We start from the raw sequence: 23,174 nt of genomic DNA on the forward strand, positions 1-23,174 counted from the left end.
CTCGCCATTCACCGCTTCATGACATGACCCACCCCATCAACCGCCCATTGGATGCCGCTTCGTGCGGTGTCGGCGGCATGGGTGCGTCGTCCCGACGCATCATTCACCTGCCGTCGGTCATGCAGTGCGGCGAGCGCCTTCATGGCGCAGCCCCAGGTTTTGCAGGCAGCCCACGCAAGTGGGCGTTCTGCGGTACCTGACCTCTCAGCTTCACTTCCACCGAAGTTCCGCTGAGATCCTCAGCGGAAGAACGGGTTCGTTGCTCTTCTTTCGCTGACCCGGATCCATCGATCCGCCAGAGTGCCACCCGCACCCGCGACAGAAGAAAGAGGAGACGACGATGTCGAATCGGCTCACACGGCTGCGAACAGCGTGGACGCAGCGGCTCGCCTTGCCGCCCAACGACCTGCTGCGCGACGCGGTCTACCGCCGCCTGTGGACTTCCATCCTCATCAGCTCGTTCGGCGGGCAGGTGACGATGCTGGCCCTGCCACTCACTGCCGCCGTGCTGCTGCACGCATCGCCCACACAAATGGGCTTGCTCACGGCGATGGAGATCATTCCCTTCGTTCTGTTTTCATTGCCAGCCGGCGTGTGGCTCGACCGCGTGCGCAAGCTGCCCGTCTATGTGATGGGCGAGTGCATGCTCGGCGTCATCGTGGCCAGCGTGCCTCTCGCCTGGTGGATGGGCTGGCTCTCGATGACGTGGCTGTACGTCGTGGGCTTCGTGATCGGCATCGTCTACACCGTGGCCGGCACGGCCGCGCAGATCGTGCTGACGCAGGTGGTGGCGCGTGAACGCTTGGTCGAGGCGCATGCCAAGAATGCGCTCGCCACCTCGGGCGCTGAAGTGGCCGGCCCCGGTTTCGCCGGTGCGCTGATCAAGGTCGTCGGCGCGCCGCTCGCCCTGCTGGTGGACGCGGTGCTGGTGGTCGTGTCGGCCGCCATCTTGCGCGGCATCCGCGTGCAGGAAGACCAACGCTCACGCAAGAACACGCACTTCTGGCGCGACCTGCGGACCGGCGTGCGCTTCGTATTCAGCACGCCGTTGCTGGTGTCGCTGGCGGTCGTGGTCGGCGCTTGGCAGATGTGTCACCACGCAGCAGTGGTGGTGCAAATCCTGTTCGCCACCCGCACGCTCGGCTTGACCGAGCAGCAGGTGGGCCTGAGCTACATGGGCATGGGCTTGGGCACCGTCTTGTCGAGCGTGCTGGGCAACCGCATCAGCCGCCGTTTGGGCCCCGGGCCCTGCCTGGTGATCGGCTGCGCGATCTGTGGCACGGGCTGGCTGTTGCTCGCGGTCGCGCCGGCCAACGCCTGGGGTGTGGCGGCGTTCGCGTTGATGCTGTTCCTGTTCAGCACGGGCGCGGTGTTGGTGTTCATCAACTTCCTGGCGTTGCGCCAAGCGGTGACACCCGAGCCGCTGCTCGGCCGCATGACGAGTGCGATGCGTTGGCTCACGCTGCTGGCCGCTGGTCCCGGTGCCTTGCTGGGCGGCTGGCTGGGCGAGCACGTGGGCCTGCGTGCGGCGCTCGGGTTTTCGGGCGTCTCGTGCCTGCTGCTGGCGCTGGTGGCATGGCGGCACCCCGCCATCCGTGGCGTGAAGGTGCTTCCCAAGGCCGAAGATGCCGACGAGTGGGTGGGAGGTGAGGCCTCGGTGCGCCCGACCACGATCATGGACGTGACCTGAGGAGCGATGTGATGGACCCGCTGCTGATCGACGTTCCCGAACGCCTGCTCACCGAGCGCTTCATCGCGCGTTGCCCGCAGCCTGGCGACGGCGCGGCGGTGAACGCAGCGGTGTGCGAAACACTGGCCGAGCTGCGCCCCTGGATGCCCTGGGCGCAGACCGCACCCACCTTGGGCGAATCGGAGCTGCACGCCCGTCGCGCGCAAGCCAAGTTCCGTCTGCGCGAAGACCTGGTGATGTTCATCTTCGAGCGGCTGCCGGGCGACCGCGAAGGCGCGTTGATCGGCGGCTCGGGCCTGCACCGCATGGACTGGGAGGCGCGAAGATTTGAGATCGGCTACTGGCGCCGTGCGGGTCACGCGCAGCGCGGCATCGTCACCGAAGTAGTGACTGCACTGAACCGCCTGTGCTTCGACACGCTGGCGGCTCGCCGCGTCGAGATCCGCATGGACGCCAACAATATCGCCAGCCGTCGCGTGGCAGAGCGGGCTGGCTTCACGTTCGAGGGCGTGCTGCGCCAAGACAACGTGACACCGGCCGGTGAGCCGCGCGACACTTGCGTGTACTCGCGCGTGCGCGGCGTTGAAGAGGCTCAGGTCTGAACGGTCGACCCGGGTGAGAAGCGGTCGACGGCATCGGTGATGAGCCCGTCGATGCCTGCGGCGAGCAGGCGCTGCGCATCGGCCGTCTCGTTCACCGTGTAGCAGAGCGAGCGCATGCCGGCAGCGTGGATCTGGGCGATGACGTTGGCGTCGAGCAGCTTGTGGTTGCCAACCACGGCCACGCAAGCGAGATTCTTGGCTTCATCGAGCCAGCCATTTCGCAGCTCGTCGAGCAGCAATGCGCGCGGCAGGGTCGGCACGGTGGCTTGTGCTGCTGCCAGGGCGTCGGGCTGGAACGAACTGAGCAATGGTTTCACGGCCACCCCTGACCACAGGCGTTCCGCGTCGATGGCCACCACGCGGCCGGTCTCGATGTTCTCTCCGGGCGTCGGCTTGATTTCGATGTTGAGCGCGAAGCCATTGCGGATGCAGTAGTGCGCCACGGCATCGAGGCTCGGGATCGGCTCTCCTGCAAAGGCGCGGCTGTGCCACGCGCCAGCGTCGATGCGTGACAGCTCGCTCCAGCTGCGTTCGCCTGCCTTGCCTTGCGCGGTGGTCGTGCGTTCCAGCGTTGCGTCGTGCAACAGAAAGGTGAGCCCATCTGCACTCAGCTTGACGTCGCACTCGAAGGCTCGGTAGCCGTGGCTTGCGCCGACGCGAAAAGCGGCGAGCGTATTTTCAGGCGCCAGCTTGCCGGCGCCGCGGTGGGCGACCCAGAGCGGATAGGGCCACGGAGTCATGACGGCTCCCCGCTCGACGAGTACATCGAGCGACCCTCCAGGAGGGTGAGGTCTGGCTTGGGGCGGCTTGGCGCGGCGACGCGGCTCATTCCACCCGTGCCCCAGTGGCGACATCGAACCAATGCAGGTGTTGCGCCGACAGCTGCAACTGCACCGTGCTGCCGACAGCCGGTGGCGTGAGCATGCCGTCCATGCGCAATGTGAACGCGTGGCTGCCGAGCTGGCCGTGGACCAGGCGCTCGGCGCCCAGCATTTCGATCAGCTCTACCTTCAGCGGCCAGCCGCCCGAGCCGCCGGCCACCACGTGTTCAGGCCGCAGCCCGAGCGTGAGCTCGCCGTTGCGCGGTGCCGGCGCAGGCAGCGGCACGGTCTGGCCGTCGAGCGTGAAGCTGGCGCCGCTGGCTTGGCCAGTCAACAAGTTCATCGGCGGCGATCCGATGAAGCTCGCCACGAAGGTGGTGGCCGGCCGGGCATAGACCTCGTCCGGCGTGGCGAACTGCTCCATGCGGCCCGCGTTCATCACGATCATGCGTTGCGCGAGCGTCATCGCCTCGACCTGGTCGTGTGTGACGAACAGCGAGGTCACGCCCAGCTCGGCGTGCAGCTTGCGAATCTCGATGCGCGTTTGCCCGCGTAGTTTTGCGTCCAGGTTGGAGAGCGGCTCGTCGAACAAAAAGACCTGCGGCTGACGCACGATGGCTCGGCCCATGGCCACACGCTGGCGTTGGCCACCCGACAGCTCGCGCGGCTTGCGTTGCAGCAGTGGCCCGAGTTGCAGGATGCCCGCAGCTTTGTCCACGCGCGTCTTGATCTCTGCTTCCGATACCTTGGCGATCTTCAGGCCGTAGGCCATGTTGTCGAACACGCTCATGTGCGGATAAAGCGCGTAGTTCTGGAACACCATCGCGATGTCGCGCTCTGCGGGTTCGACGTCGTTGACGACACGCCCGCCGATGGCGATGTCGCCACCGGAGATTTCTTCCAGCCCGGCCACCATGCGCAGCAGCGTGCTCTTCCCGCAGCCCGATGGGCCGACGATGACGATGAACTCGCCATCGGCAATCTCCGCGCTGACGCCGTGGATGACCTGGTTCACCTTCGGGCCGATGCCGTAGCGCTTGACGACGTCTTTGAGAGTGATGGATGCCATGTTGATTTCTATTTTTCGGTGTCCACGAGGCCTTTGACGAACCAGCGCTGCATCAGCACGACCACGATGGCTGGCGGCAGCATCGCCATGATGGCGGTGGCCATCACGATGTTCCACTCGTTGCCGGAGTCGCCGCCGGCAATCATCATGCGGATACCGACGACCACCGGGTACATCTGCTCGCCGGTGGTGGCGATCAATGGCCACAAATACTGGTTCCAGCCGTAGATGAACTGGATGACGAACAGCGCCGCGACCGACGTCTTCGACAGCGGCAGCAAGATGTCCTTGAAGAAGCGCATTGGCCCGGCGCCGTCGATGCGGGCTGCTTCGACCAATTCGTCAGGCACTGTCAGGAAGAACTGGCGGAAAAGGAAAGTTGCCGTCGCCGAGGCGATCAGCGGGACGGTGAGGCCGGCGTAGGTGTTCAGCATGCCGAGGTCAGACACCACTTTGTAGGTCGGGCTGATGCGCACTTCGACCGGCAACATCAGCGTGACGAAGATGGCCCAGAACACCAGCCCGCGCAGGGGGAAGCGGAAGTACACCAACGCGAAAGCCGACAGGAGCGAGATCGCGATCTTGCCGAAGGTGATGACGAGCGCGGTGACGAGGCTGACCCACATCATGCGGGCCACGGGCGCGTTGGAGCCGGCGCCGCCGCCGTGGCCGGTGAGGGCGGCGGCGTAGTTCTCCCAAAAGTGTCCCCCGGGCGTCAGCGGCATCGGCGCCTGCAGGATCGCCTGCGACGTGTGCGTCGACGCGATGAAGGCCAGATACAGCGGAAAGGCGACGATCAACACGCCGAGGATCATGACGGCGTGGGCGAATATGCCGAGGGTGGTGCGGCGCTCGACCATCAGTAGTTCACCTTCTTTTCCACGAACTTGAACTGCAGCACGGTGAGGGTGACGACGATCAGCATCAGGATGGTTGACTGCGCTGCAGAACCACCGAGGTCACCGCCCTTGAAGCCATCCTGGTACACCTTGTAGACGAGGATGGCGGTGTCGCGGCCGGGGCCACCGTGGGTGGTGGCGTCGATGATCGCGAAGGTGTCGAAGAATGCGTACACCATGTTGATCACCAGGAGGAAGAAGGTGGTCGGCGACAGCAGCGGGAACTGGATCGTCCAGAAGCGGCGCCACGGCCGCGCGCCATCGATGGCCGCGGCCTCGATTAACGATTTCGGGATCGATTGCAGGCCAGCCAGGAAGAACAGGAAGTTGTATGAGATTTGCTTCCAGACCGCGGCGGTGACGATCAGCGTCATCGCGTGCGTGCTGTTGAGCAGGTGGTTCCACTGAAAGCCGAAGAAGCGATCCATGCCGAACGCCACGACGCCGAGCGACGGCGAGAACATGAACACCCACAGCACGCCGGCCACGGCCGGAGCCACGGCATAGGGCACGATCAGCATCGTCTTGTAGAACAGCGCACCGCGCACCACGCGGTCGGCGAAGATGGCCAACATCAGCGACAACGAGATGCCCAGCACCGCCACCAGCAGCGAGAAGACAGCGGTGACCTGAAACGATTCGAGGTACGCGGAGTCGTTGAACAGTGTCTTGAAGTTGTCCAGACCGACCCACTCGGTCGACAGCCCAAAGCTGTCTTGCACCTGCATCGACTGAAGCAGTGCCTGCGCTGCAGGCCAGAAGAAGAAAACCGCACAGATCGCGAGCTGGGGTGCCACGAGCATCCACGGCAGGACCTGTGAGTCGAAGCGAACGCGCTTTTCCATGGGGTTCAGAAAGAGTAAGGCGGCCGGGGTGGCCGCCTTCGTGGAGCGACCGCGGTGCGCATTGTGCAGCGTCGCGGTGTTGTTCAGATCAGGGTGCGGGCGCCTTGTTCTGCTTTTCGAAACGTTCCAACTGCTCGTTGCCGCGTTTCACCGCGTCGTTGAGCGCTGTCTTCGCGTCTTTCTTGCCGGCCCAGATTTGCTCGGTTTCTTCATCGATGATGGTGCGGATCTGCACGAAGTTGCCCAGGCGGATGCCGCGCGACTTGTCAGTGGTTTTGCGGATCATCTGCGTCACCGCCACGTCCGTACCGGGCTTCTCGGTGTAGAAGCCTGACTTCTCCGTCAGCTGGTAAGCGGCCGTGGTGATGGGCAAATAGCCTGTGCGCTTGTGGCTGGCCGATTGAACGTCGGGACTGGACAGGAACTTGAAGAACTCGGCCACACCCTTGTATTCGGCCGGCTTCTTGCCTGACATCACCCACAGGCTGGCACCGCCGATGGCCGTGTTCTGCGGCGCGCCCGGCACGTCGGGGTAGTAGGGCAGCGCTGCAAGGCCGTAGGCGAACTTGGCACCCTTGCTGACGTCTGCGTACGAACCGGACGAGCCGGTCAACATGGCGCATTCGCCCGACACGAACGACGGCACGGCCACGCTGGCGCGGCCCTTGTAGACGAACAGGCCCTGCTTGGACATGTTGGCCAGGTTGTCGAAGTGACGCAGGTGCAGCGGCGAGTTGAAAGCCAGGCGCGCGCTCGGGCCGCCAAAGCCGTTGTTCTGCGTTGCAAACAGCGTGTTGTGCCAGGTCGAGAAGCTTTCCAGATGTACCCAGCTCATCCAGCTGGTGGTGTAAGGGCACTTGCTGCCGCTGGCCTTGAGCTTGGCGGCTGCAGCAACCACTTCAGGCCAAGTGGTCGGGGCCTTGTTCGGGTCCAGGCCGGCGGCCTTGAAGGCGTCCTTGTTGTAATAGAAGATCGTGGTGGAGCTGTTGAACGGGAAGGACAGCATCTCGCCATTCGGCGCGGTGTAGTACCCCGACACGGCCGGCACGTAGGCCTTCGGGTCGAAGGTCACGCCGCTCTGCTTCATCACTTCGCCGACGGGCTTGATGGCGCCCTTGGCCGACATCATGGTCGCGGTGCCCACCTCGAACACCTGCAGGATGTGCGGCGCGTTGCCTGCACGGAAGGCGGCGACGGCAGCGGTCATCGACTCGTCGTAGTTGCCCTTGAAGGTGGGCACGATCTTGTAGTCCTTCTGGCTCTCGTTGAATTGCTTGGCGAGGTCGTTGACCCATTCGTTGAGGCCGCCCGTCATCGAGTGCCACCATTGAACTTCGACTTGGGCGTGGGCCGGGCTTGCCAGCGCCAGGGCCAGCAGGCCAGGAGCGAACGCTGCGAGTTTGATTTTCATGAACTGCTCCGAGAGAGGGTTTGCGGATTGGCTTTTGACCAGCCCGCCAGTTTGCTGCAAGTTTGTGACACGGGCGTTTATGTCGCGGATGAGCGTCGGCAGCAACGGGGATAACCCGCCGGCGCAGCCTGCATGCCCGTTCCCGGGCGTCGCGCAGGGGGGGCTGCGTTACCATTCGCTTCCAAGTGCAGTAGCAGGCGCGCGCGTCGCCTGGACCCCATGAACGCACCCGTTTTGCTGAACCAGATTACCGCTGCATCCGACGCTGCGCACAACGCGCCCCGGCTGCGCGAGATTCCCTACAACTACACCTCGTTCTCCGACCGCGAGATCGTGATCCGCTTGCTGGGCGCTCGTGCGTGGGAGCTGCTGAACCGCCTGCGTGAAGAACGCCAGACCGGCCGTTCGGCGCGCATGCTGTACGAGGTGCTGGGCGACATCTGGGTCGTGCAGCGCAACCCCTATCTGCAAGACGACCTGCTCGACAACCCACGTCGGCGCAAGTTGCTGATCGAGGCGTTGAACCACCGCCTTGGCGAGGTGCAGGCCCGCCGCTCGCCCACCGGCGACGGCACGCGCGACGCCTTTGTCGGAGAGCTGCTGCAGGCGGCCGACGCGGCGGTGAAGTCGTTCGCCAACCAGTTCGAACGCATGGCCGAGCTGCGCCGCCGCACGACCAAGGTGCTGGGTCGCCACACCGCGAAGGACAACATCAAGTTCGACGGTCTCTCGCGCGTGTCTCACGTGACTGACGCGACCGACTGGCGCGTCGAGTACCCCTTCGTCGTGCTGACGCCGGACACCGAAGCCGAGATGGCCGCGCTGGTCAAGCATTGCATCGAGCTCGACCTGACCATCATCCCGCGTGGGGGTGGCACCGGCTACACCGGCGGCGCCATTCCGCTCACCTGGAACAGCGCGGTCATCAACACCGAAAAGCTCGAGGCGATGACCGAGGTAGAGCACGTGCGCCTGCCCGGCATGGACCGCGACGTGGCCACCATCTGGACCGAAGCTGGTGTCGTAACGCAGCGCGTGGCCGATGCGGCTGAGCGCGCGGGCTTCGTCTTCGCGGTCGACCCCACGTCGGCCGAGGCCTCCTGCATCGGCGGCAACATCGCGATGAACGCCGGCGGCAAGAAGGCGGTGCTGTGGGGCACGGCGCTCGACAACCTGGCCTCGTGGCGCATGGTCACGCCCGAAGCCAAGTGGCTCGAGGTGACGCGGCTCGCCCACAACATGGGCAAGATCCACGACGTCGACGTGGCGAGCTTCGAGCTGAAGTATTTCGACGCGTCGGGCAAGGTGCTAGAGCGAACAGAGCAGCTCGACGTCCCCGGCCGCATTTTCCGCAAGGAAGGCCTGGGAAAAGACGTCACCGACAAGTTCCTCGCCGGCTTGCCTGGCATCCAGAAAGAAGGCTGTGATGGCCTCATCACCAGCGCGCGCTGGGTCGTGCACAAGATGCCGGCGCACACGCGCACGGTGTGCCTCGAATTCTTCGGCAATGCGCACGATGCGGTGCCGTCGATCGTCGAGATCAAGGACTTCATGTTCGCCGAGGCCAAGGCGGGCGGGGCCATCCTCGCCGGGTTGGAACACCTGGACGACCGTTACCTGAAGGCGGTCGGTTATGCCACCAAGAGCAAGCGTGGCGGCCTGCCGAAGATGGTGCTCGTGGGCGACATCGCCGGCGACGACCCCGACGTGGTGGCGCGTGCCACCAGCGAGGTGGTGCGCATTGCTAACAGCCGCGCCGGCGAAGGCTTCGTGGCGGTGAGCGCCGATGCCCGCAAGAAGTTCTGGCTGGACCGCAAGCGCACGGCCGCCATCAGCAAGCACACCAATGCGTTCAAGGTGAACGAAGACGTGGTGATCCCGCTGCCGCGCATGGGCGAGTACACCAACGGCATCGAGCGCATCAACATCGAGCTGAGCCTGCGCAACAAGCTGGCGCTGGTCGATGCGCTGGAAGCCTTCTTCGAGAAGGGCAACTTGCCACTCGGCAAGAGCGACGATGCGGGCGAGATCGCCTCGGCCGAGCTGCTGGAAGACCGCGTGCAACAAGCCCTGGTGCTGTTGCGCGACGTGCGCTCGCTGTGGCAGCTGTGGCTGCATGACCTCGATGCGGTGGACGCGCAGACGGGCCGCAGCTACTTCGTTGAACTGCAGGACCACACCTTGCGCGCGTCGTGGAAGACGCAGCTCCGCACGCCGCTACAAGACATCTTTGCCGGCTCGGCGCTGAAGCCCATCGTCGACGAATGCACCCGCATCCACAAGGAGGTGCTGCGCGGTCGCGTGTGGGTGGCGCTGCACATGCATGCCGGCGACGGCAACGTGCACACCAACATCCCCGTCAACAGCGACAATTACGAGATGCTGCAGACGGCGCACGAGGCCGTGGCGCGGATCATGAAGCTGGCGCGCAGCCTCGACGGCGTGATCTCGGGCGAGCATGGCATCGGTATCACCAAGCTCGAGTTCCTGACCGACGACGAGATGGCCGCCTTTACCGACTACAAGCGGCGCGTCGACCCGAACGGGCACTTCAACAAGGGCAAGCTGCTGCGCAATGTCTCGTTCGAAGGGCTGGCGCTGAAGGCCGACCTGACCAATGCCTACACGCCGAGCTTCGGCCTGATGGGGCACGAGTCGCTGATCATGCAGCAGAGCGACATCGGCGACATCGCCAACTCGATGAAGGACTGCCTGCGCTGCGGTAAGTGCAAGCCGGTCTGCGCAACACACGTGCCGCGTGCGAACCTGCTGTACAGCCCGCGCAACAAGATCCTCGCGACCTCGCTGCTGGTCGAGGCCTTTCTGTACGAAGAGCAGACGCGCCGTGGCGTGAGCATCAAGCACTGGGCAGAGTTCGAAGACGTGGCCGACCACTGCACGGTGTGCCACAAGTGCCTCAGCCCCTGCCCGGTGAACATCGACTTCGGCGACGTGTCGATGAACATGCGCAACCTGCTGCGCAAGATGGGCAAGAAGAGCTTCCGGCCCGGCAACAAGATGGCGATGATGATGCTTAACGCCACCAACCCCGAGACCATCAAGCTGCTTCGCACAGCCATGGTCGATGTGGGCTTCAAGGCGCAACGAGCGGCCAACAACCTGTTCCGCGGTTTGGCCAACAAGCAAACTGCCGCGCCGAAGTCGACGGTGGGGACGGCTCCGATCAAGGAGCAGGTGATCCACTTCATCAACAAGAAGCTGCCGGGCGGCTTGCCGAAGAAGACGGCGCGTGCGCTGCTCGACATCGAAGACAAGAATTACGTCCCGATCATTCGCGACCCGAAGACAACCACGTCGGAAACCGAGGCGGTGTTCTATTTCCCCGGCTGCGGCTCGGAGCGCCTGTTCTCGCAGGTGGGTTTGGCCACGCAGGCGATGCTCTGGCATGCCGGCGTGCAGACCGTGCTGCCGCCCGGCTATCTGTGCTGCGGTTACCCGCAAAAGGGCTCGGGCCAGTTCGACAAGGCCGAGAAGATCATTACCGACAACCGGGTGCTGTTCCACCGTGTGGCCAACACGCTGAACTACCTGGACATCAAGACGGTGGTGGTGAGCTGCGGCACCTGCTACGACCAGCTGCAGGGCTACCAATTCGACAAGATCTTCCCGGGCTGCCGGATCATCGACATCCACGAATACCTGCTCGAAAAGAACATCACGCTCGGCGCAGCGTCGGGTTCTAACGGCTACCTGTACCACGACCCCTGCCACACGCCGATGAAGCTGCAGGAGCCGATGAAGACAGTGAAAGCGCTGCTCGGCGACAACGTGCTGAAGAGCGAGCGCTGCTGTGGCGAGAGCGGCACGCTCGGCGTGACGCGGCCCGACATCTCGACGCAGGTGCGCTTCCGCAAGGAAGAAGAACTGCGCAAGGACGAAGCGAAGCTTCGTGCGACGGGTTCGGTGCCCGACAAGGGCGGGGTGAAGATTCTCACCTCATGCCCTAGCTGCCTGCAGGGCCTGAGCCGCTACGGCAACGACCTCAACAACGGCTTGCTTGAAGCCGACTACATCGTGGTCGAGATGGCCAACCAGATCCTCGGGGTCGACTGGATGCCCGAGTACGTCGAACGCGCCAACGACGGGGGCATCGAGCGGGTGTTGGTGTAACTAGCCCCCCAGTCGCTTTGCTCCTGCCCCCGAGGGGCGCCGCCTGGTGGACCGGCAGAGCCGGATCCACTGGCGTTGCTCGATGTGGACTTCGCTTTGCTTGTCCTATTCGGCGGAGAGGTTGCGCTCCTTGATGAGCGCATGCCAGAAGCTCGTTTCCTTCTGCAGGAACGCAGCGAGCGCCGGGCCGTCCGAAGGCGTCACTTCGAGGCCGAATTCTTCGAGCCGGGCTTTCACCTCGGGCACGTTGATGGCCTTGATCATCTCGGCCGAGAGGTGGGCCACGATGTCGGATGGCGTACCTTTGGGTACGAACAATCCTTGCCAAGCAGTGACCTCGAAGTCCTTGATGCCGATCTCGTCGAGTGTCGGCACGTCGGGCAGCGAGGGCAGGCGCTTCTTGGACATCACGGCGAGTGCCTTGACCTTGCCAGCGCGGATCTGGGGCAGACCGGCCGCGGTGTCGAGCACCATCATTGGCACCTGGCCGGAGATGACGTCTTGCACGGCGAGTGCGGTGCCGCGGTAGGGCACGTGAACGATGAAGCTCTTGGTGCGGTCCTTCAGCAGCTCCATCGCGAGATGGTGTGGGCTCCCGATGCCGGGTGACGCATAGGTGTACTTGGCTGGGTTCTTCTTCACCTCGTCGAGCAACTGCTTGGCAGTGCTGAATCCGGCATTCGGGTTGACGGCGAGGATCAGCGGGAAGCGCGCCATGAAGCCCACGGGCGTCAAGTCCTTCGGGTCGTAGGGCAGCTTGCGGTACATGGCACTGTTGAACACCATCGCACCGTTATCGCCGGTGAGGATGGTGTAGCCGTCGGGTGGCGACTTGGCGGCGTTGTCGGTGCCGATGGTGCCGCCGGCACCCGGACGGTTCTCGATCACCAAGGTCTGGCCGAGCTGCTTGCCGAGCTGCGGTGCGAGTTGGCGGGCGAGGAAATCGGAACCGCCCCCTGCCGGGTAGGCCACCACCCAGCGCACGGGTTTGTTGGGCCACGCCTGAGCCTGCGCCATCGCAGGTGCGATCAGCGCCGAGGCAAGGGCCATACCGAGCAAACGGCGGGACAGGGCATGGGTCATGTTGTGTGCTCGCGAGCAATGGGGTGACGCCCATCTTATCGAGGGCGGCCGCGATAATCCGCCGCATGACGTTCAGCTTCAGCCCGCCCTCTGATTCCGTGGCCACGTGTGACCTCTGCCAGCACGCCGGCGGCCGCCTGGTCTGGACGAGCGATGCCTGGCGCGTGATCGGCGTCGCCGACGCGGACTTCCCTGCCTTCTACCGCGTGGTATCGAACCGCCATGTGGCCGAGTTCTCCGATCTGTCGGAGCCACAGCGCGCACGTTGCATGCAACTGGTGAGCGCCGTCGAGCGTGTGCTGGTGGATCGCCTGAAGCCGACCAAGATCAACCTTGCTGCGCTCGGGAACATGGTGCCTCACCTTCACTGGCACGTGATCGCCCGTTTTGACTGGGACAGCCACTTCCCGCAGCCGGTCTGGGGGACGCGTCAGCGTGAAGTCGAACCGCCAGCCATTGATCGGATAGCCTGCAGCCGGGATGACCTCGATGCTGCCGTGGCTGCGGCGCTGGTCGCCATCTGAGCTGGACTCCCCTCCGCTGGCTGTAGACGAGCATGGGCATCCCGGGCGCTGCGTGAAAACCCTCAAGTGAGGGCCGGTCGGCGCGGTGGCTTCGATATACATTTCCGAGAGATTTCAGTCCAAGGAATGCCTGTGAGCCCGGTCCTGCCCATCGATCTGTCAAACGGTTTCAAGCTCGACCCGAAGCGAGCGCGCGAGATCGGCGCTTCGCTGTCCAGCGACTACTGTTTCGCAGAGCCATTCCCGCACATCGTTCTCGACAACTTCTTGCCCCAAGACCTGATCTCGGGCTTGTATTCGCACTTCCCGAAGGAGCGGCTCGAATCCGACGTGGTGTTCGAGTCCGGCTACGCGGGTCACCACAAGCGGCAGGTGCTGCCTGCGGACTGCGATGACTTCTGCCGGCGGGCTTTCGACTTCTTCAACTCGCAGCCCTTCCTCGAGTTTCTCGAAGGCTTGTCGGCCATCGACGGCTTGCTGCCCGATCCCTACTTCGTCGGCGGTGGCTTCCACGAGATCGGTGTTGGCGGCAAGCTGGGCATCCATGCGGACTTCCGGATCAACAACAAGCTGCACGTGAACCGGCGCATGAACGTCATCGTCTACCTGAACGAAGGCTGGAAGGACGAATACAACGGCTCGCTCGAACTCTGGAGCCGTGACATGAAGCAGATGGTGAAGAGCGTGAGCCCAGTGTGGAACCGCTGCGTCATCTTTAACACCGATGCCGATTCGTACCACGGCCACCCGGATCCGCTGACTACCCCCGATGGCGTGCTTCGCCGCTCGGTGGCGCTGTACTACTACACCGCATCGAAAGCCGTCTACGAAGAGGTGCCCAACCGGTCGACCATGTATGCAGCCCGGCCGCAAGACAACGCCGAGATCCGCCGCGAAGCGACCAGCCTGCGCATGGAACAGCACCTGCAGGAGTGGGTGCCGCCCGCCGTGCTGCGGTACTCGCGTGCGGTGATGAGGCGAGTGAAGAGACTGGCCGGGTCGGGCACCTGACTCTCCGCGCGGGTCCAGCCTCAGTCCAGGCATGAGTTCGGGCGCAACTCAGCGACCGCGAGTGTTCGCGCCGGAGCTTGACGTGCTGCGGGGGATCGCGGCGGTGCTGATGATCCTCAACCACGCCGGCTTTCGCCTGCTGAGTGGTACGGATGCCGCAGCRTCGCCCAGTGCAGCGGCGGTGTTTCTTGGCGGCTTTGCACCTGTTGTATTTTTCTTTGCCACCGGCTTTGGCATTGCGCTGTCCACGCGGGCAAGCTCAGGCGCGGTGAACATGCGGTCCGTGCTCTGGAAAGCGGCCTTGCTTGTCGTTGCCGACCAATGGTTCTATTGGCGCCACGATGTAGCTGGCGGGTTCGATTTCTTCGGGTTCATCGCACTCGCCTCCGTCACGGTGACCGTCATCGCTTCTCGTCGCCGGCCCGTTCTGATTTGCCTCAGTCTGGCGCTCGCATTGCTGGCGCTGCGCTATGCGGTGGGGCCGCTTCTGCGTGGCAGCATGTCGGAGTTTGCTATCTGGAACTGGGTCACTGGTGTGCAGGCGGTCGAGCACGTGTCTTACCCACTGTCTCCGTGGATGGTGTATCCGCTGCTCGGTTTTGCCCTGGGTTGGTTCTACGAGCCAATCCATACCTTGACCCCTGGATCCCGGCTGAGGCTGTATGTCAGAGGAGCCGTCTGTGCCATCGGGTTCGGCGGGCTTTCGCTGGTGCTGGCGCTGGTATTCAAGAGCTCGTTCTTCCGCTGGGGCATGGTGAGCGCAGGCTTTTTGGTTTTTTCGCTGGGTGTCCTGATGGCTGCGACTCTGGTGGCGTGGTGGCTTTCCGTCTCGCATCCGAAGTTGGCGAGCGGCGTGGCATTGCGCGGTGTTGCCTCATTTGCCGTGATCCCCATTCACTATGCGACGCTGGATCTTTGCGAGATGCTTTTGCCTCTGCCCGTCACCCAGTGGGTGTACGCGTTGCTCGCCGCGGGGATCATCGTCTCGGCCTTCTTCCTCTCTTCGCGCTTTTCCACGTTTGTGTCGGGCATCTCGAACCCGCCGTTCCGGCGATCTGTGGTTCCCATGCTGCTGGCGGCACTTGTTGTCTTGTCGCTCGGGGTAATTGCCGGCGTCACACGAAACGCCGCCGCCATCGCCCTGATGACGCTGCTGGCTCAGCTGTTCGTCGCGGCCTTGCTGGGCATCAAGCCACAAGCTACTCAACAGGGTGCCGCGCTACCTGCCTGATGGCTACACTGCAGCAGATGCTTTGATCGAGTTCCCATGACTGGCCTGACTGCTGACACCCCACAACCGACGTCCATCACCGTTCACAGCAAATCGCGTGTGCTGGAGGTTTCCTTTGCGGACGGCAAGGAATTCCGCATTCCGTTCGAGTTGATGCGGGTGTATTCGCCATCCGCCGAGGTCAAAGGCCATGGTCCAGGGCAGGAAGTGCTTCAGACCGGCAAGCGAGATGTGGATCTGGTTCAACTGGAGCCGGTGGGGAACTACGCCGTACAACCCAGGTTCTCGGACGGGCATGACTCCGGCATCTACTCTTGGGACTACCTGTACTTCCTGGGTTCGCAGGAAGCCGAGCTCTGGAAGCAATACGAGGCCCGGCTACAAAAGGCTGGGGCTAGCCGTGACGAAGCCATGAAGACACCCGCAGCAGCGTCAGGCTGCGGGCATCACCACTGAGCGCGAGGTCATCGACCATGAGTGGCACCCATTTCGGCTTCCAGGCCGTGGACGAATCAGAGAAAGCTGGCCGTGTGCGCGGCGTGTTCGACTCCGTGGCTTCACGCTACGACTTGATGAACGACCTGATGTCGGCTGGCCTTCACCGGGTTTGGAAGGCCTACACCGTGGCGGTGGCAGCCGTTCGCGAAGGGGACAAGGTTCTGGATATCGCCGGTGGCACGGGGGACTTGGCTCGCGCGTTCGCCAAGAAAGTCGGCACGGCTGGGACGGTCGTTCATACCGACATCAACGAAGCCATGCTCCGGCGCGGGCGGGACCGTCTGCTCGATGAAGGCCTGGCCTTACCCACATCGATTTGCGACGCGGAAGCGTTGCCGTTCCCGACGGGCAGCTTCGATCTGGTCAGCGTGGCCTTTGGCTTGCGCAACATGACTCACAAGGACTTGGCTCTGGCCGAAATGTGCCGCGTACTGCGCCCCGGCGGCCGTTTGCTGGTGCTCGAATTTTCCAAAGTGGCGGCTCCGCTGGAGAAAGCCTACGACTGGTACTCGTTCAAGGTGTTGCCACAGATCGGCAAGCTGGTGGCCGGTGATGCCGAAAGCTACCGCTACCTGGCCGAATCCATCCGCATGCATCCGGGGCAGCAGGAACTCAAGGCCATGATGAAGGGTGCTGGTTTCGGCCACGTGGACGTGCACAACCTCACCGCCGGAGTTGCGGCATTGCACGTTGGCATCAAGTGCTAGTGTGAGTTCCTCGTGGCGGGTGAGCGACTCACTGCGTGAGCAGGCGCCAGCGAGCGTTTCGGCGGTAGTTCCTCACGGTTTTACCGAGGGAGATTGCTCTGCTATCCCTCAGTCGAGGGCGTGGTGCGTTTTGGCTTCGCCGCTACACTCGGCAAGCTGCGGCTCCGCGGTTTCCCGGTGACCCAGCGCTTGCACAAACCTTTGCGTAACGTGGTTTGTTCGTTGAGCGCTGAACCCGTCTGGCCGCCGAAGTGACTCTGGGATTGATGATCGAATGATTTCAAGAACCGATGCAAGTGCCCCGCCCAAGAGCAGGTTCGGCGTGAAGGGTCTGGCGTTGATGGCTGTGTGTGTGCTGGCGCTCGCAGGTTGTGGCGGTGGCAAGAACAAGGCGACGCAGTCCGCGGCCAAGGTGAACAAAGAGGAAATCACGGTTCATCAGATCAACTATGTGTTGCAGCAGCAGCGTGGCGTGCCACCGGCTCAAGCCGCATCGGCGGCTCAGCAGGTGCTGGAGCGTTTGATCGACCAGGAGCTGGCCGTGCAAACCGCCAAGAGCAAGGATATTGACCGCGACCCTCAGGTCGTTCAGCAGCTTGAGGCTGCTAAGCGCGAGATCATCGCGCGCGCCTACATCGAACGAGTTGGCTCGGGAGCGTCCAAACCCTCCGCGGAAGACATCAAGAAGTACTACAACGACAAGCCAGCGCTCTTCAAGGATCGCCACGTCTATACCTTGCAAGAGCTTCGCATCGAAGCGAAGCCGGAGCAGGTCAGCGAGTTGCGGGCCAAGCTGCAGGAATCGGCCGCGATCAGCGATTTCACCGCCTTCTTGAAGGAGAAGGGTTATCGCTTCGCCAGCAATCAGCTGACTCTGGCGGCCGAGCAGGTCCCATTGGGGAGCCTGGACAGTTTTGCCAGCATGAAGGACGGCCAGTCGTTGCTGAACACTTCGCCCAGCGGCGTCCAAGTCGTCACCATGGTGAGCTCGCGGAGCCAGCCACTCGACGAGACACAGGCATTCCCTGCAATCGAACAGTTCCTGTTGAACGAGCGCAAACGCCGAATCGTGGAAGAAGATCTGAAGGCGCTGCGCGCCACCGCCAAAATTCAGTATCTTGGCGAGTACGCCAAGGGCGCTGCCTCCGGGGCTGAACCCGCAAAAACCCCGTGAGACACCTACAGGAACGCATCACCATGTCGATACGACAATTTCTTCGCTTGGCTCTGGCAACGCTGGCTCTGTTGTCATGTGCTCTTGTACAGGCGCAGGCTAAGGCCGAGCACATCCTCGGCTCCGGCGACGTGATCCGCGTCACCGTCTACCAAAACCCAGACCTGACGCTCGAGACGCAAATCTCTGAGTTAGGTCAGATCACCTTCCCGCTGATCGGTACTTTGAGCTTGGATGGAGCGTCCATCACGGGCGCTCAGGAAAAGATTGCCAAGCAGCTTCGTGACGGCGGGTTTGTCTTGAAGCCGCAGGTGAACGTCATGGTGGTGCAGGTGCGCAGCAGCCAGATTTCGATGCTGGGCCAGATTGGCAAGCCTGGTCGTTATCCAATCGTCTCCGTGAACAGCCGGGTTTCTGAAATGATCGCGGCGGCAGGCGGAGTTTTACCCGGCGGAGCCGATGTGGTCACCGTGGTGGGCACTCGCGAAGGCAAGCCGGTGAAATACGCCATTGACCTGCCTGCGATCATGCAAGCTGGCAAGCGTGAACTCGACATCACCGTGGCGAATGGCGACATCATCTATGTGGACCGTGCTCCAAGCCTTTACATCTATGGCGAAGTGCAAAAACCGGGCGTTTTCCGGCTTGAGCGGGGCATGACGGTCCTCCAGGCGCTGGCGCAAGGGGGCGGCCTGACCGCACGTGGCACGGAACGCGGAATTCGTGTACATCGTCGTAACGCGAAGGGTGAAGTGACCGTGATGGAACTGAAAATGACCGAGCTTGTTCAACCCGACGATGTGATCTACGTTCGCGAATCTGTTTTCTGATCGGCAGCCATGTCCATCTTGCAGTTCCTACGGGTTATCTGGGTACGGAAGTGGTTGGTCCTTCTGGTGACCATCGTCGTGGCTGGCGTGGGCTTGAACATCTTCTTGCGGCAGCCCAAGCAATACGTCGCAAATGCGTCTCTCGTCATCGATGTTCGCCCCGATCCGCTGCTTGGTGGGCTGGCAACGCCGGCCAGCTTGGCCACTGAAATCGAGATACTGAAGAGCGACAAGGTCGCTACGCGAGTGGTCAAGGTGTTGGGTCTCGAAAACTCGCCGGTCTACGTACAGCAATGGAGAGAGGCGACGAGCGCCAAGATCCCGCTCGAGCAGTACTACGCTGATGGCCTTCAACGGGGCCTGACAGTCGAGCCGGTGCGCCTGAGCAATGTGATCAGCATCACTTACGTGTCACGAGACCCCGCATTTGCCGCTGCAGCCGCAAACGCGTTTGCGCAAGCCGCGATCGATACCGCCATTGAGATGCGTGTCGAACCGGCGCGTCAGTCGGCAACCTGGTTCCAGGAACAAGCCAAGGTGCTGCGCAACAACCTCGAGCAGGCTCAAGCGCGTCTTTCAAAGTACCAGCAACAGAACGGAATCGTGGTCTCCGATGAGCGACTCGATCTGGAAAATGCCCGGCTGGTCGCGTTGACCGCTCAGCTCGCGACCGCGCAGGCTGAAAACGTCGATGCAGCGGGGCGGCAACGCAACACCGGTGAGGCGTCTCCTGAAGTGGCACTGAGTGGAGCTGTGCAATCGCTCAAGAGCCAGCTCGGTGCAGCGGAAACCAAACTGAGCGAGATCAGCAGCATCGTGGGCTCCAACCATCCCCAACGCTTGCAACTCGAGGCCCAGATCGCGCAAATCAAGCAGCAGTTGGCGGCTGAAATTCGCCGGGTTTCCAGCACCACCTCAGTCGTCAGCCGAACCAGCTCGCAAAAGGTGGGTGAACTGCGTGCAATGATCGAAGCGCAGAAAAAGCAGCTGCTGTCGATGCGGTCCGAGCGTGACCAGATTTCCGTATTCCTGAGAGACGTGGAAACGGCGCAGAAGGCCTACGACGCTGTCAGCCAGCGCGAAGGTCAGCTCAGCATGGAAAGCCAGACCAACCAGTCGACGCTACGTATGTTGAGTAAGGCAGTGGAACCATCGGAGCCATCTCAAAAGAAAGTACTGATGGGCGTGCTCGGGTCGATTTTCGGCGGTGTGTTGCTGGGTTCCGTTCTTGCGCTTGCGTGGGAGTTGCTGGATCGGCGCGTGCGTGGCCCCGAGGATTTGCAGATCCTCGACGGTGTGCCGGTCATCGGTGTGCTGCGTCCCAATGAATCACGGCAACCTGTGTTCAGGCGGCTCGCCGCGCCAAGCTTTGCGATGAGCCGCTCGGCGCTTCCCAATCCTGAGGGGCTGCCATGAAGGTAACGGGGACCGCAGCTGTCTCGTTACCGCCAGCGGTCCGATCGATTGGTGCCATCCTCATGGATGCGGGGCTGCTGCGCCCCGAAGATGCAGAACGGATCCTGTTGCTCCAGCGCCAGGAAAACCTTCGTTTCGGCGAGGCTGCGGTGCGGCTCGGCCTGCTGACCGAGGCCGACATTCAGTTCGGGCTGGCGCGCCAGTTTTCATTCCCCTATCTGCGGTCGAATCCAGACAAGAAATCGATCAGCGAGGAGGTGGTTGCGGCCTATCAGCCGTTCAGCCCCGTGGTCGAGCAGATGCGGGCGGTGCGCAGCCAGATCATGCTGCGTTGGATCGACAAGACCGAGCAGCGCCACGTTTTCACCGTCGTGGGGGCCGAGCGGGGTGAAGGGCGCAGTTACCTGGCAGCCAATCTCGCGGTGGTTTTCACCCAGCTCGGCGAGCGGACGCTTCTTATCGACGCTGACCTTCGCCATCCACGCCAGCACGAGTTGTTCAACATCCAGAACCAGGTCGGGCTTTCGACTTACCTGGCGGGCCGGTCACGGGACGAAAGCATCATCCGCATCACCGATCTCATGGGCTTGTTCGTGCTGCCCGCCGGGCCCATTCCGCCCAATCCCATCGAATTGCTGAGCCGCCGCAGCTTTGATGAACTGCTGACCCACGCGCGTGCCAGCTACGACGTCGTCATCATCGACACGCCGGGTCTGGTCGAGGGGGAAGACTGCGCGTTGGTGGCTGTTCGCGCTGGGGCAGCGATTGCCGTCGCCCGCGGCAATCAAACCCGCGTGAGCGGGTTCGCCGACATGGTTAAAGGCCTGTCGAACGCCGGTGTCGTGATGGTCGGCACCGTGTTGAACTCCGTGCCCTCGAAGAAGAAAAAAGGCAAGGCATAAGGGACCGGAGGCCGCTCAAGGCGGATTTCGCAAGCTAAGCGCGGGAGCGTTGAAGCTACAGATGGCTGCTGAATTGACCTGTTTGGCAGGTAATTCCAGCCTATCTCTTCTTATGAGTGCCGGCGCCGCTCCCCAGAGGCCGATCACAGCTGTGTGATTTGTACCAAGATGCGAAGAAAACACAGCCTGGGCGGGTAAACCCGTGTGGTTCGCCCCCTTGTTCCAGGGGTGGACGGGGCCCGTATTCATTGGGTTTCCCGATGGGAAGAGGCCTGTCCTCGGCCGCGCTGGCATGCATGAGGGCGTGTTACGTCCTACTCCCTTCAGTTACAGCCCCCCCTTTCAACTCAGGCAACCTTCGCTTCATCAGTGAATGTCGCGGTGATCAAGCGCCCAGATGAAGTCTGGCAACGCCGTGGGGTAGTTGGCAAAAGCTCAAGTGTCTGCAGGCACCAGTCAAGCGCTACTCGCCCGGGATCAGCGGCCCATGCGCCGCTGATATGAGTCAGACCTGAATATTTGGAGTGCTTGAAGTGAAATTCGAAAAGACATTTGCCTGGCAGGCAACATTTGCCGCCGCTTGCCTTGCTTTGGGTGGTTGCGGAGGAGGTGGTTCGTCCACAGCGCCGTCCGCGACCGACGTGGAACCTGTAGCCGAAACTTCGAGCGTCGATTCCGATGCAGCGGATGATGGCTTCCAGACCGCACAGGCCGTGACCAGCACCACCACTGGCTGGATCCGGATCGCCAGCGAAGGCGCTGCCTTCTCCGTCACTGGGACGCAGACGGTTCGATTTGGCTGGGACGGAAGATGGGTCCAGAAGATCGTCACCGGCTCTGGCCAGTGCACCACCACCTTCTTCAAGGCAGACCCGGCTCCCGGCAATGCCAAGTACTGCGAGCGGTCTTCCACGGCTTCAGCGGTACCCGCCGTTGAGACATGGACGCAGATTGCCGATGAGGGCCAGACTTTCACCTTGGCAGGTCCGCGTACCGTTCGCTATGGCTGGAATGGCAAGTGGGTCACCAAGGTGCTCTCTTCCGGCTCGTGCACCAATGAATTCTTCGGCAGCGACCCGATTCGTGGCAGCAGGAAGCAATGCTGGGTGAGCTCCGTCTTGCCGACCGCCTCGGCACCTGCACCTGCACCCGCACCCGCACCCGCACCCGCACCGGTGGGCGTGGTGACGGTCAACACAAGCTTGATCCCCAAGCTGACGCAGAACCCTGTCGGCGGCTGGTCCCAGGACATGCTGATTCCGACCAGCGAGGTCGCTCCTACGTCGGACATCGGTGCCTTCCGCACGGGCTGCCAAGTGACCAAGTACGCGTTCGATGATCCGATCGTGTTCCCGGGCCAGCCCGGCAAGAGCCATCTGCACACTTTCTTCGGCAACACGGGCATCGATGCATATTCGACTGCCACCAGCTTGTCGACCACCGGTAACAGCACCTGCCGCGGCGGCACCATTAACCGCAGCTCGTACTGGGTGCCGTCGATGATCGACACCCGCACCGGTGCCCCGTTGGCACCGATGTTCGAGTCCAACTTCTATTACAAGACGGGCTACGCACTGCCGCCGAGCGCCATCACGGAAGTACCAGTGGGTCTGCGGATGATTGCCGGCGATGCCAAGGGCAACCCCAGTGCACCGAGCGGCGCAGCGATCTACTCCTGCGTGTGGGACGGTGGTAACAGCAACTGGTCGTCCAGCATTCCGACCGATTGCCCGGCAACGGCCAACTCATGGCTCATCATGGGCATCGACTTCCCGCAGTGCTGGGACGGCGTGAACCTCGACAGCCCGGATCACAAGAGCCACATGACCAACCCGGTCAACGTGAAGGCCAACAACACTGGCAACTGCCCGGCGTCGCACCCTGTGGCCCTGCCGCAGATCGCCTACCAGATCCTCTATCGGGTGAAGGTGACTGGCGAGACGAAGTACTGGCGTCTGACGAGCGACAACTACGACCTGACTAAGCCAGCGGGCTTCAGCGGCCACGGCGACTACTTCATGGCCTGGAAGCCTGAGATCGTGAAAGCCTGGACCAAAAACTGCGACAACGCACAGAAGGATTGCCACTCCCACTTGCTGGGTGACGGTCGCGCGATGGTGATTCCCTGAGTCATCGAAGAGTCCGGGCTGACACAGTGCCATCCGGACATTGAGAGAACTCAGTAAGAAGAAAGGCCGCTGACGCAAGTCGGCGGCCTTTTGCTTGGTATCACCGTTCCAGAGTCTGTGAGGCCCCTTCGGCCGTGAAATCACCCTCATGTAGGTGTTACCGCTGATAGAGGAGCGGCGGGTACACTTCTTCGCGGCTAC

20 protein-coding genes are annotated in these 23,174 nt (G+C 62.7%); 14 read left to right on the forward strand and 6 right to left on the reverse strand.

The genetic code is table 11. The features are described from left to right. Positions 1 to 23: 23 nt before the first annotated feature. The 3 genes from AC1DYS_RS16765 (at position 24) to AC1DYS_RS16775 (ending at position 2,292) form a co-directional block, all read left to right on the forward strand. Complete coding sequence (locus AC1DYS_RS16765) at positions 24 to 200, forward strand: hypothetical protein (protein ID WP_477901112.1); 177 nt, start codon at positions 24 to 26, stop codon at positions 198 to 200. Between the two features lie 140 nt (positions 201 to 340). Beyond that, complete coding sequence (locus tag AC1DYS_RS16770; protein WP_477901113.1) at positions 341 to 1,690, forward strand: MFS transporter; 1,350 nt, start codon at positions 341 to 343, stop codon at positions 1,688 to 1,690. Positions 1,691 to 1,701: 11 nt separating this feature from the next. Next, positions 1,702 to 2,292, forward strand: coding sequence for a GNAT family N-acetyltransferase (locus AC1DYS_RS16775; protein WP_477901114.1), 591 nt, complete (start codon positions 1,702 to 1,704; stop codon positions 2,290 to 2,292). Here the strand turns inward: AC1DYS_RS16775 and ugpQ are convergent. From ugpQ to ugpB, 5 genes are all read right to left on the reverse strand, one after another. Further along, entirely contained in the window at positions 2,283 to 3,032 is a 750-nt protein-coding gene (gene ugpQ / locus AC1DYS_RS16780; protein ID WP_477901116.1) for a glycerophosphodiester phosphodiesterase, read from the reverse strand. The two genes, AC1DYS_RS16775 and ugpQ, sit on opposite strands and share 10 nt — an antisense overlap. 85 nt (positions 3,033 to 3,117) lie before the next feature. Next, positions 3,118 to 4,182: a sn-glycerol-3-phosphate import ATP-binding protein UgpC gene (locus AC1DYS_RS16785; RefSeq protein WP_477901118.1), complete on the reverse strand. Its 1,065-nt coding sequence runs from the start codon at positions 4,180 to 4,182 to the stop codon at positions 3,118 to 3,120. 8 nt (positions 4,183 to 4,190) lie between these two features. Next, the gene (ugpE, locus tag AC1DYS_RS16790; RefSeq protein ID WP_047493847.1) at positions 4,191 to 5,042 is read right to left on the reverse strand and encodes a sn-glycerol-3-phosphate ABC transporter permease UgpE; all 852 of its coding nucleotides are present in this window, start codon (positions 5,040 to 5,042) and stop codon (positions 4,191 to 4,193) included. After that, positions 5,042 to 5,926, reverse strand: a complete 885-nt coding sequence (ugpA, locus tag AC1DYS_RS16795) for a sn-glycerol-3-phosphate ABC transporter permease UgpA (RefSeq protein ID WP_047493850.1) — start codon at positions 5,924 to 5,926, stop codon at positions 5,042 to 5,044. The genes ugpE and ugpA overlap by 1 nt, the downstream gene beginning before the upstream one ends. An 88-nt stretch (positions 5,927 to 6,014) precedes the next feature. After that, the gene (ugpB, locus tag AC1DYS_RS16800; RefSeq protein ID WP_477901121.1) at positions 6,015 to 7,337 is read right to left on the reverse strand and encodes a sn-glycerol-3-phosphate ABC transporter substrate-binding protein UgpB; all 1,323 of its coding nucleotides are present in this window, start codon (positions 7,335 to 7,337) and stop codon (positions 6,015 to 6,017) included. A 219-nt stretch (positions 7,338 to 7,556) separates the two neighbouring features. On the opposite strand from ugpB, the gene AC1DYS_RS16805 reads away from it, so the two are divergent. Then, positions 7,557 to 11,468 (forward strand): DUF3683 domain-containing protein, encoded by a 3,912-nt coding sequence (locus AC1DYS_RS16805; protein WP_477901123.1) that lies wholly within the window; start codon positions 7,557 to 7,559, stop codon positions 11,466 to 11,468. A 105-nt stretch (positions 11,469 to 11,573) separates the two neighbouring features. Here the strand turns inward: AC1DYS_RS16805 and AC1DYS_RS16810 are convergent, their stop codons facing one another. After that, entirely contained in the window at positions 11,574 to 12,551 is a 978-nt protein-coding gene (locus AC1DYS_RS16810) for a Bug family tripartite tricarboxylate transporter substrate binding protein (RefSeq protein WP_477901125.1), read from the reverse strand. 65 nt (positions 12,552 to 12,616) lie between these two features. On the opposite strand from AC1DYS_RS16810, the gene AC1DYS_RS16815 reads away from it, so the two are divergent. The 10 genes from AC1DYS_RS16815 to AC1DYS_RS16860 all read left to right on the forward strand — a co-directional run bounded on the left by AC1DYS_RS16815 (position 12,617) and on the right by AC1DYS_RS16860 (position 22,973). Next, entirely contained in the window at positions 12,617 to 13,075 is a 459-nt protein-coding gene (locus AC1DYS_RS16815) for an HIT family protein (protein WP_477901127.1), read from the forward strand. Positions 13,076 to 13,207: 132 nt separating this feature from the next. Beyond that, positions 13,208 to 14,086, forward strand: coding sequence for a 2OG-Fe(II) oxygenase (locus tag AC1DYS_RS16820; protein ID WP_477901129.1), 879 nt, complete (start codon positions 13,208 to 13,210; stop codon positions 14,084 to 14,086). Between the two features lie 31 nt (positions 14,087 to 14,117). Then, complete coding sequence (locus tag AC1DYS_RS16825) at positions 14,118 to 15,317, forward strand: acetyltransferase domain-containing protein (RefSeq protein WP_477901131.1); 1,200 nt, start codon at positions 14,118 to 14,120, stop codon at positions 15,315 to 15,317. Between the two features lie 36 nt (positions 15,318 to 15,353). After that, entirely contained in the window at positions 15,354 to 15,773 is a 420-nt protein-coding gene (locus AC1DYS_RS16830) for a gamma-butyrobetaine hydroxylase family protein (RefSeq protein WP_477901133.1), read from the forward strand. A gap of 17 nt (positions 15,774 to 15,790) precedes the next feature. Next, complete coding sequence (gene ubiE, locus AC1DYS_RS16835; RefSeq protein WP_477901135.1) at positions 15,791 to 16,522, forward strand: bifunctional demethylmenaquinone methyltransferase/2-methoxy-6-polyprenyl-1,4-benzoquinol methylase UbiE; 732 nt, start codon at positions 15,791 to 15,793, stop codon at positions 16,520 to 16,522. A 274-nt stretch (positions 16,523 to 16,796) separates the two neighbouring features. Further along, positions 16,797 to 17,696 carry an EpsD family peptidyl-prolyl cis-trans isomerase gene (locus AC1DYS_RS16840; RefSeq protein ID WP_477901137.1) on the forward strand — a complete coding sequence of 300 codons (900 nt, stop codon included), beginning with the start codon at positions 16,797 to 16,799 and terminating at the stop codon, positions 17,694 to 17,696. Between the two features lie 23 nt (positions 17,697 to 17,719). Beyond that, entirely contained in the window at positions 17,720 to 18,526 is an 807-nt protein-coding gene (gene epsE / locus AC1DYS_RS16845; RefSeq protein ID WP_477901139.1) for a polysaccharide export protein EpsE, read from the forward strand. Between the two features lie 9 nt (positions 18,527 to 18,535). Then, positions 18,536 to 19,942 carry a chain length determinant protein EpsF gene (gene epsF / locus AC1DYS_RS16850; RefSeq protein ID WP_082001070.1) on the forward strand — a complete coding sequence of 469 codons (1,407 nt, stop codon included), beginning with the start codon at positions 18,536 to 18,538 and terminating at the stop codon, positions 19,940 to 19,942. Further along, a complete protein-coding gene (gene epsG, locus AC1DYS_RS16855) occupies positions 19,939 to 20,844 on the forward strand; it encodes a chain length determinant protein tyrosine kinase EpsG (protein ID WP_047493867.1) in 906 nt (301 codons plus the stop codon). The genes epsF and epsG overlap by 4 nt, the downstream gene beginning before the upstream one ends. A 713-nt stretch (positions 20,845 to 21,557) precedes the next feature. Continuing rightward, complete coding sequence (locus AC1DYS_RS16860; protein ID WP_477901142.1) at positions 21,558 to 22,973, forward strand: DUF1996 domain-containing protein; 1,416 nt, start codon at positions 21,558 to 21,560, stop codon at positions 22,971 to 22,973. The last annotated feature ends 201 nt before the right edge of the window (positions 22,974 to 23,174 follow it).

This window comes from Rhizobacter sp. P2_G4 (assembly GCF_056403575.1).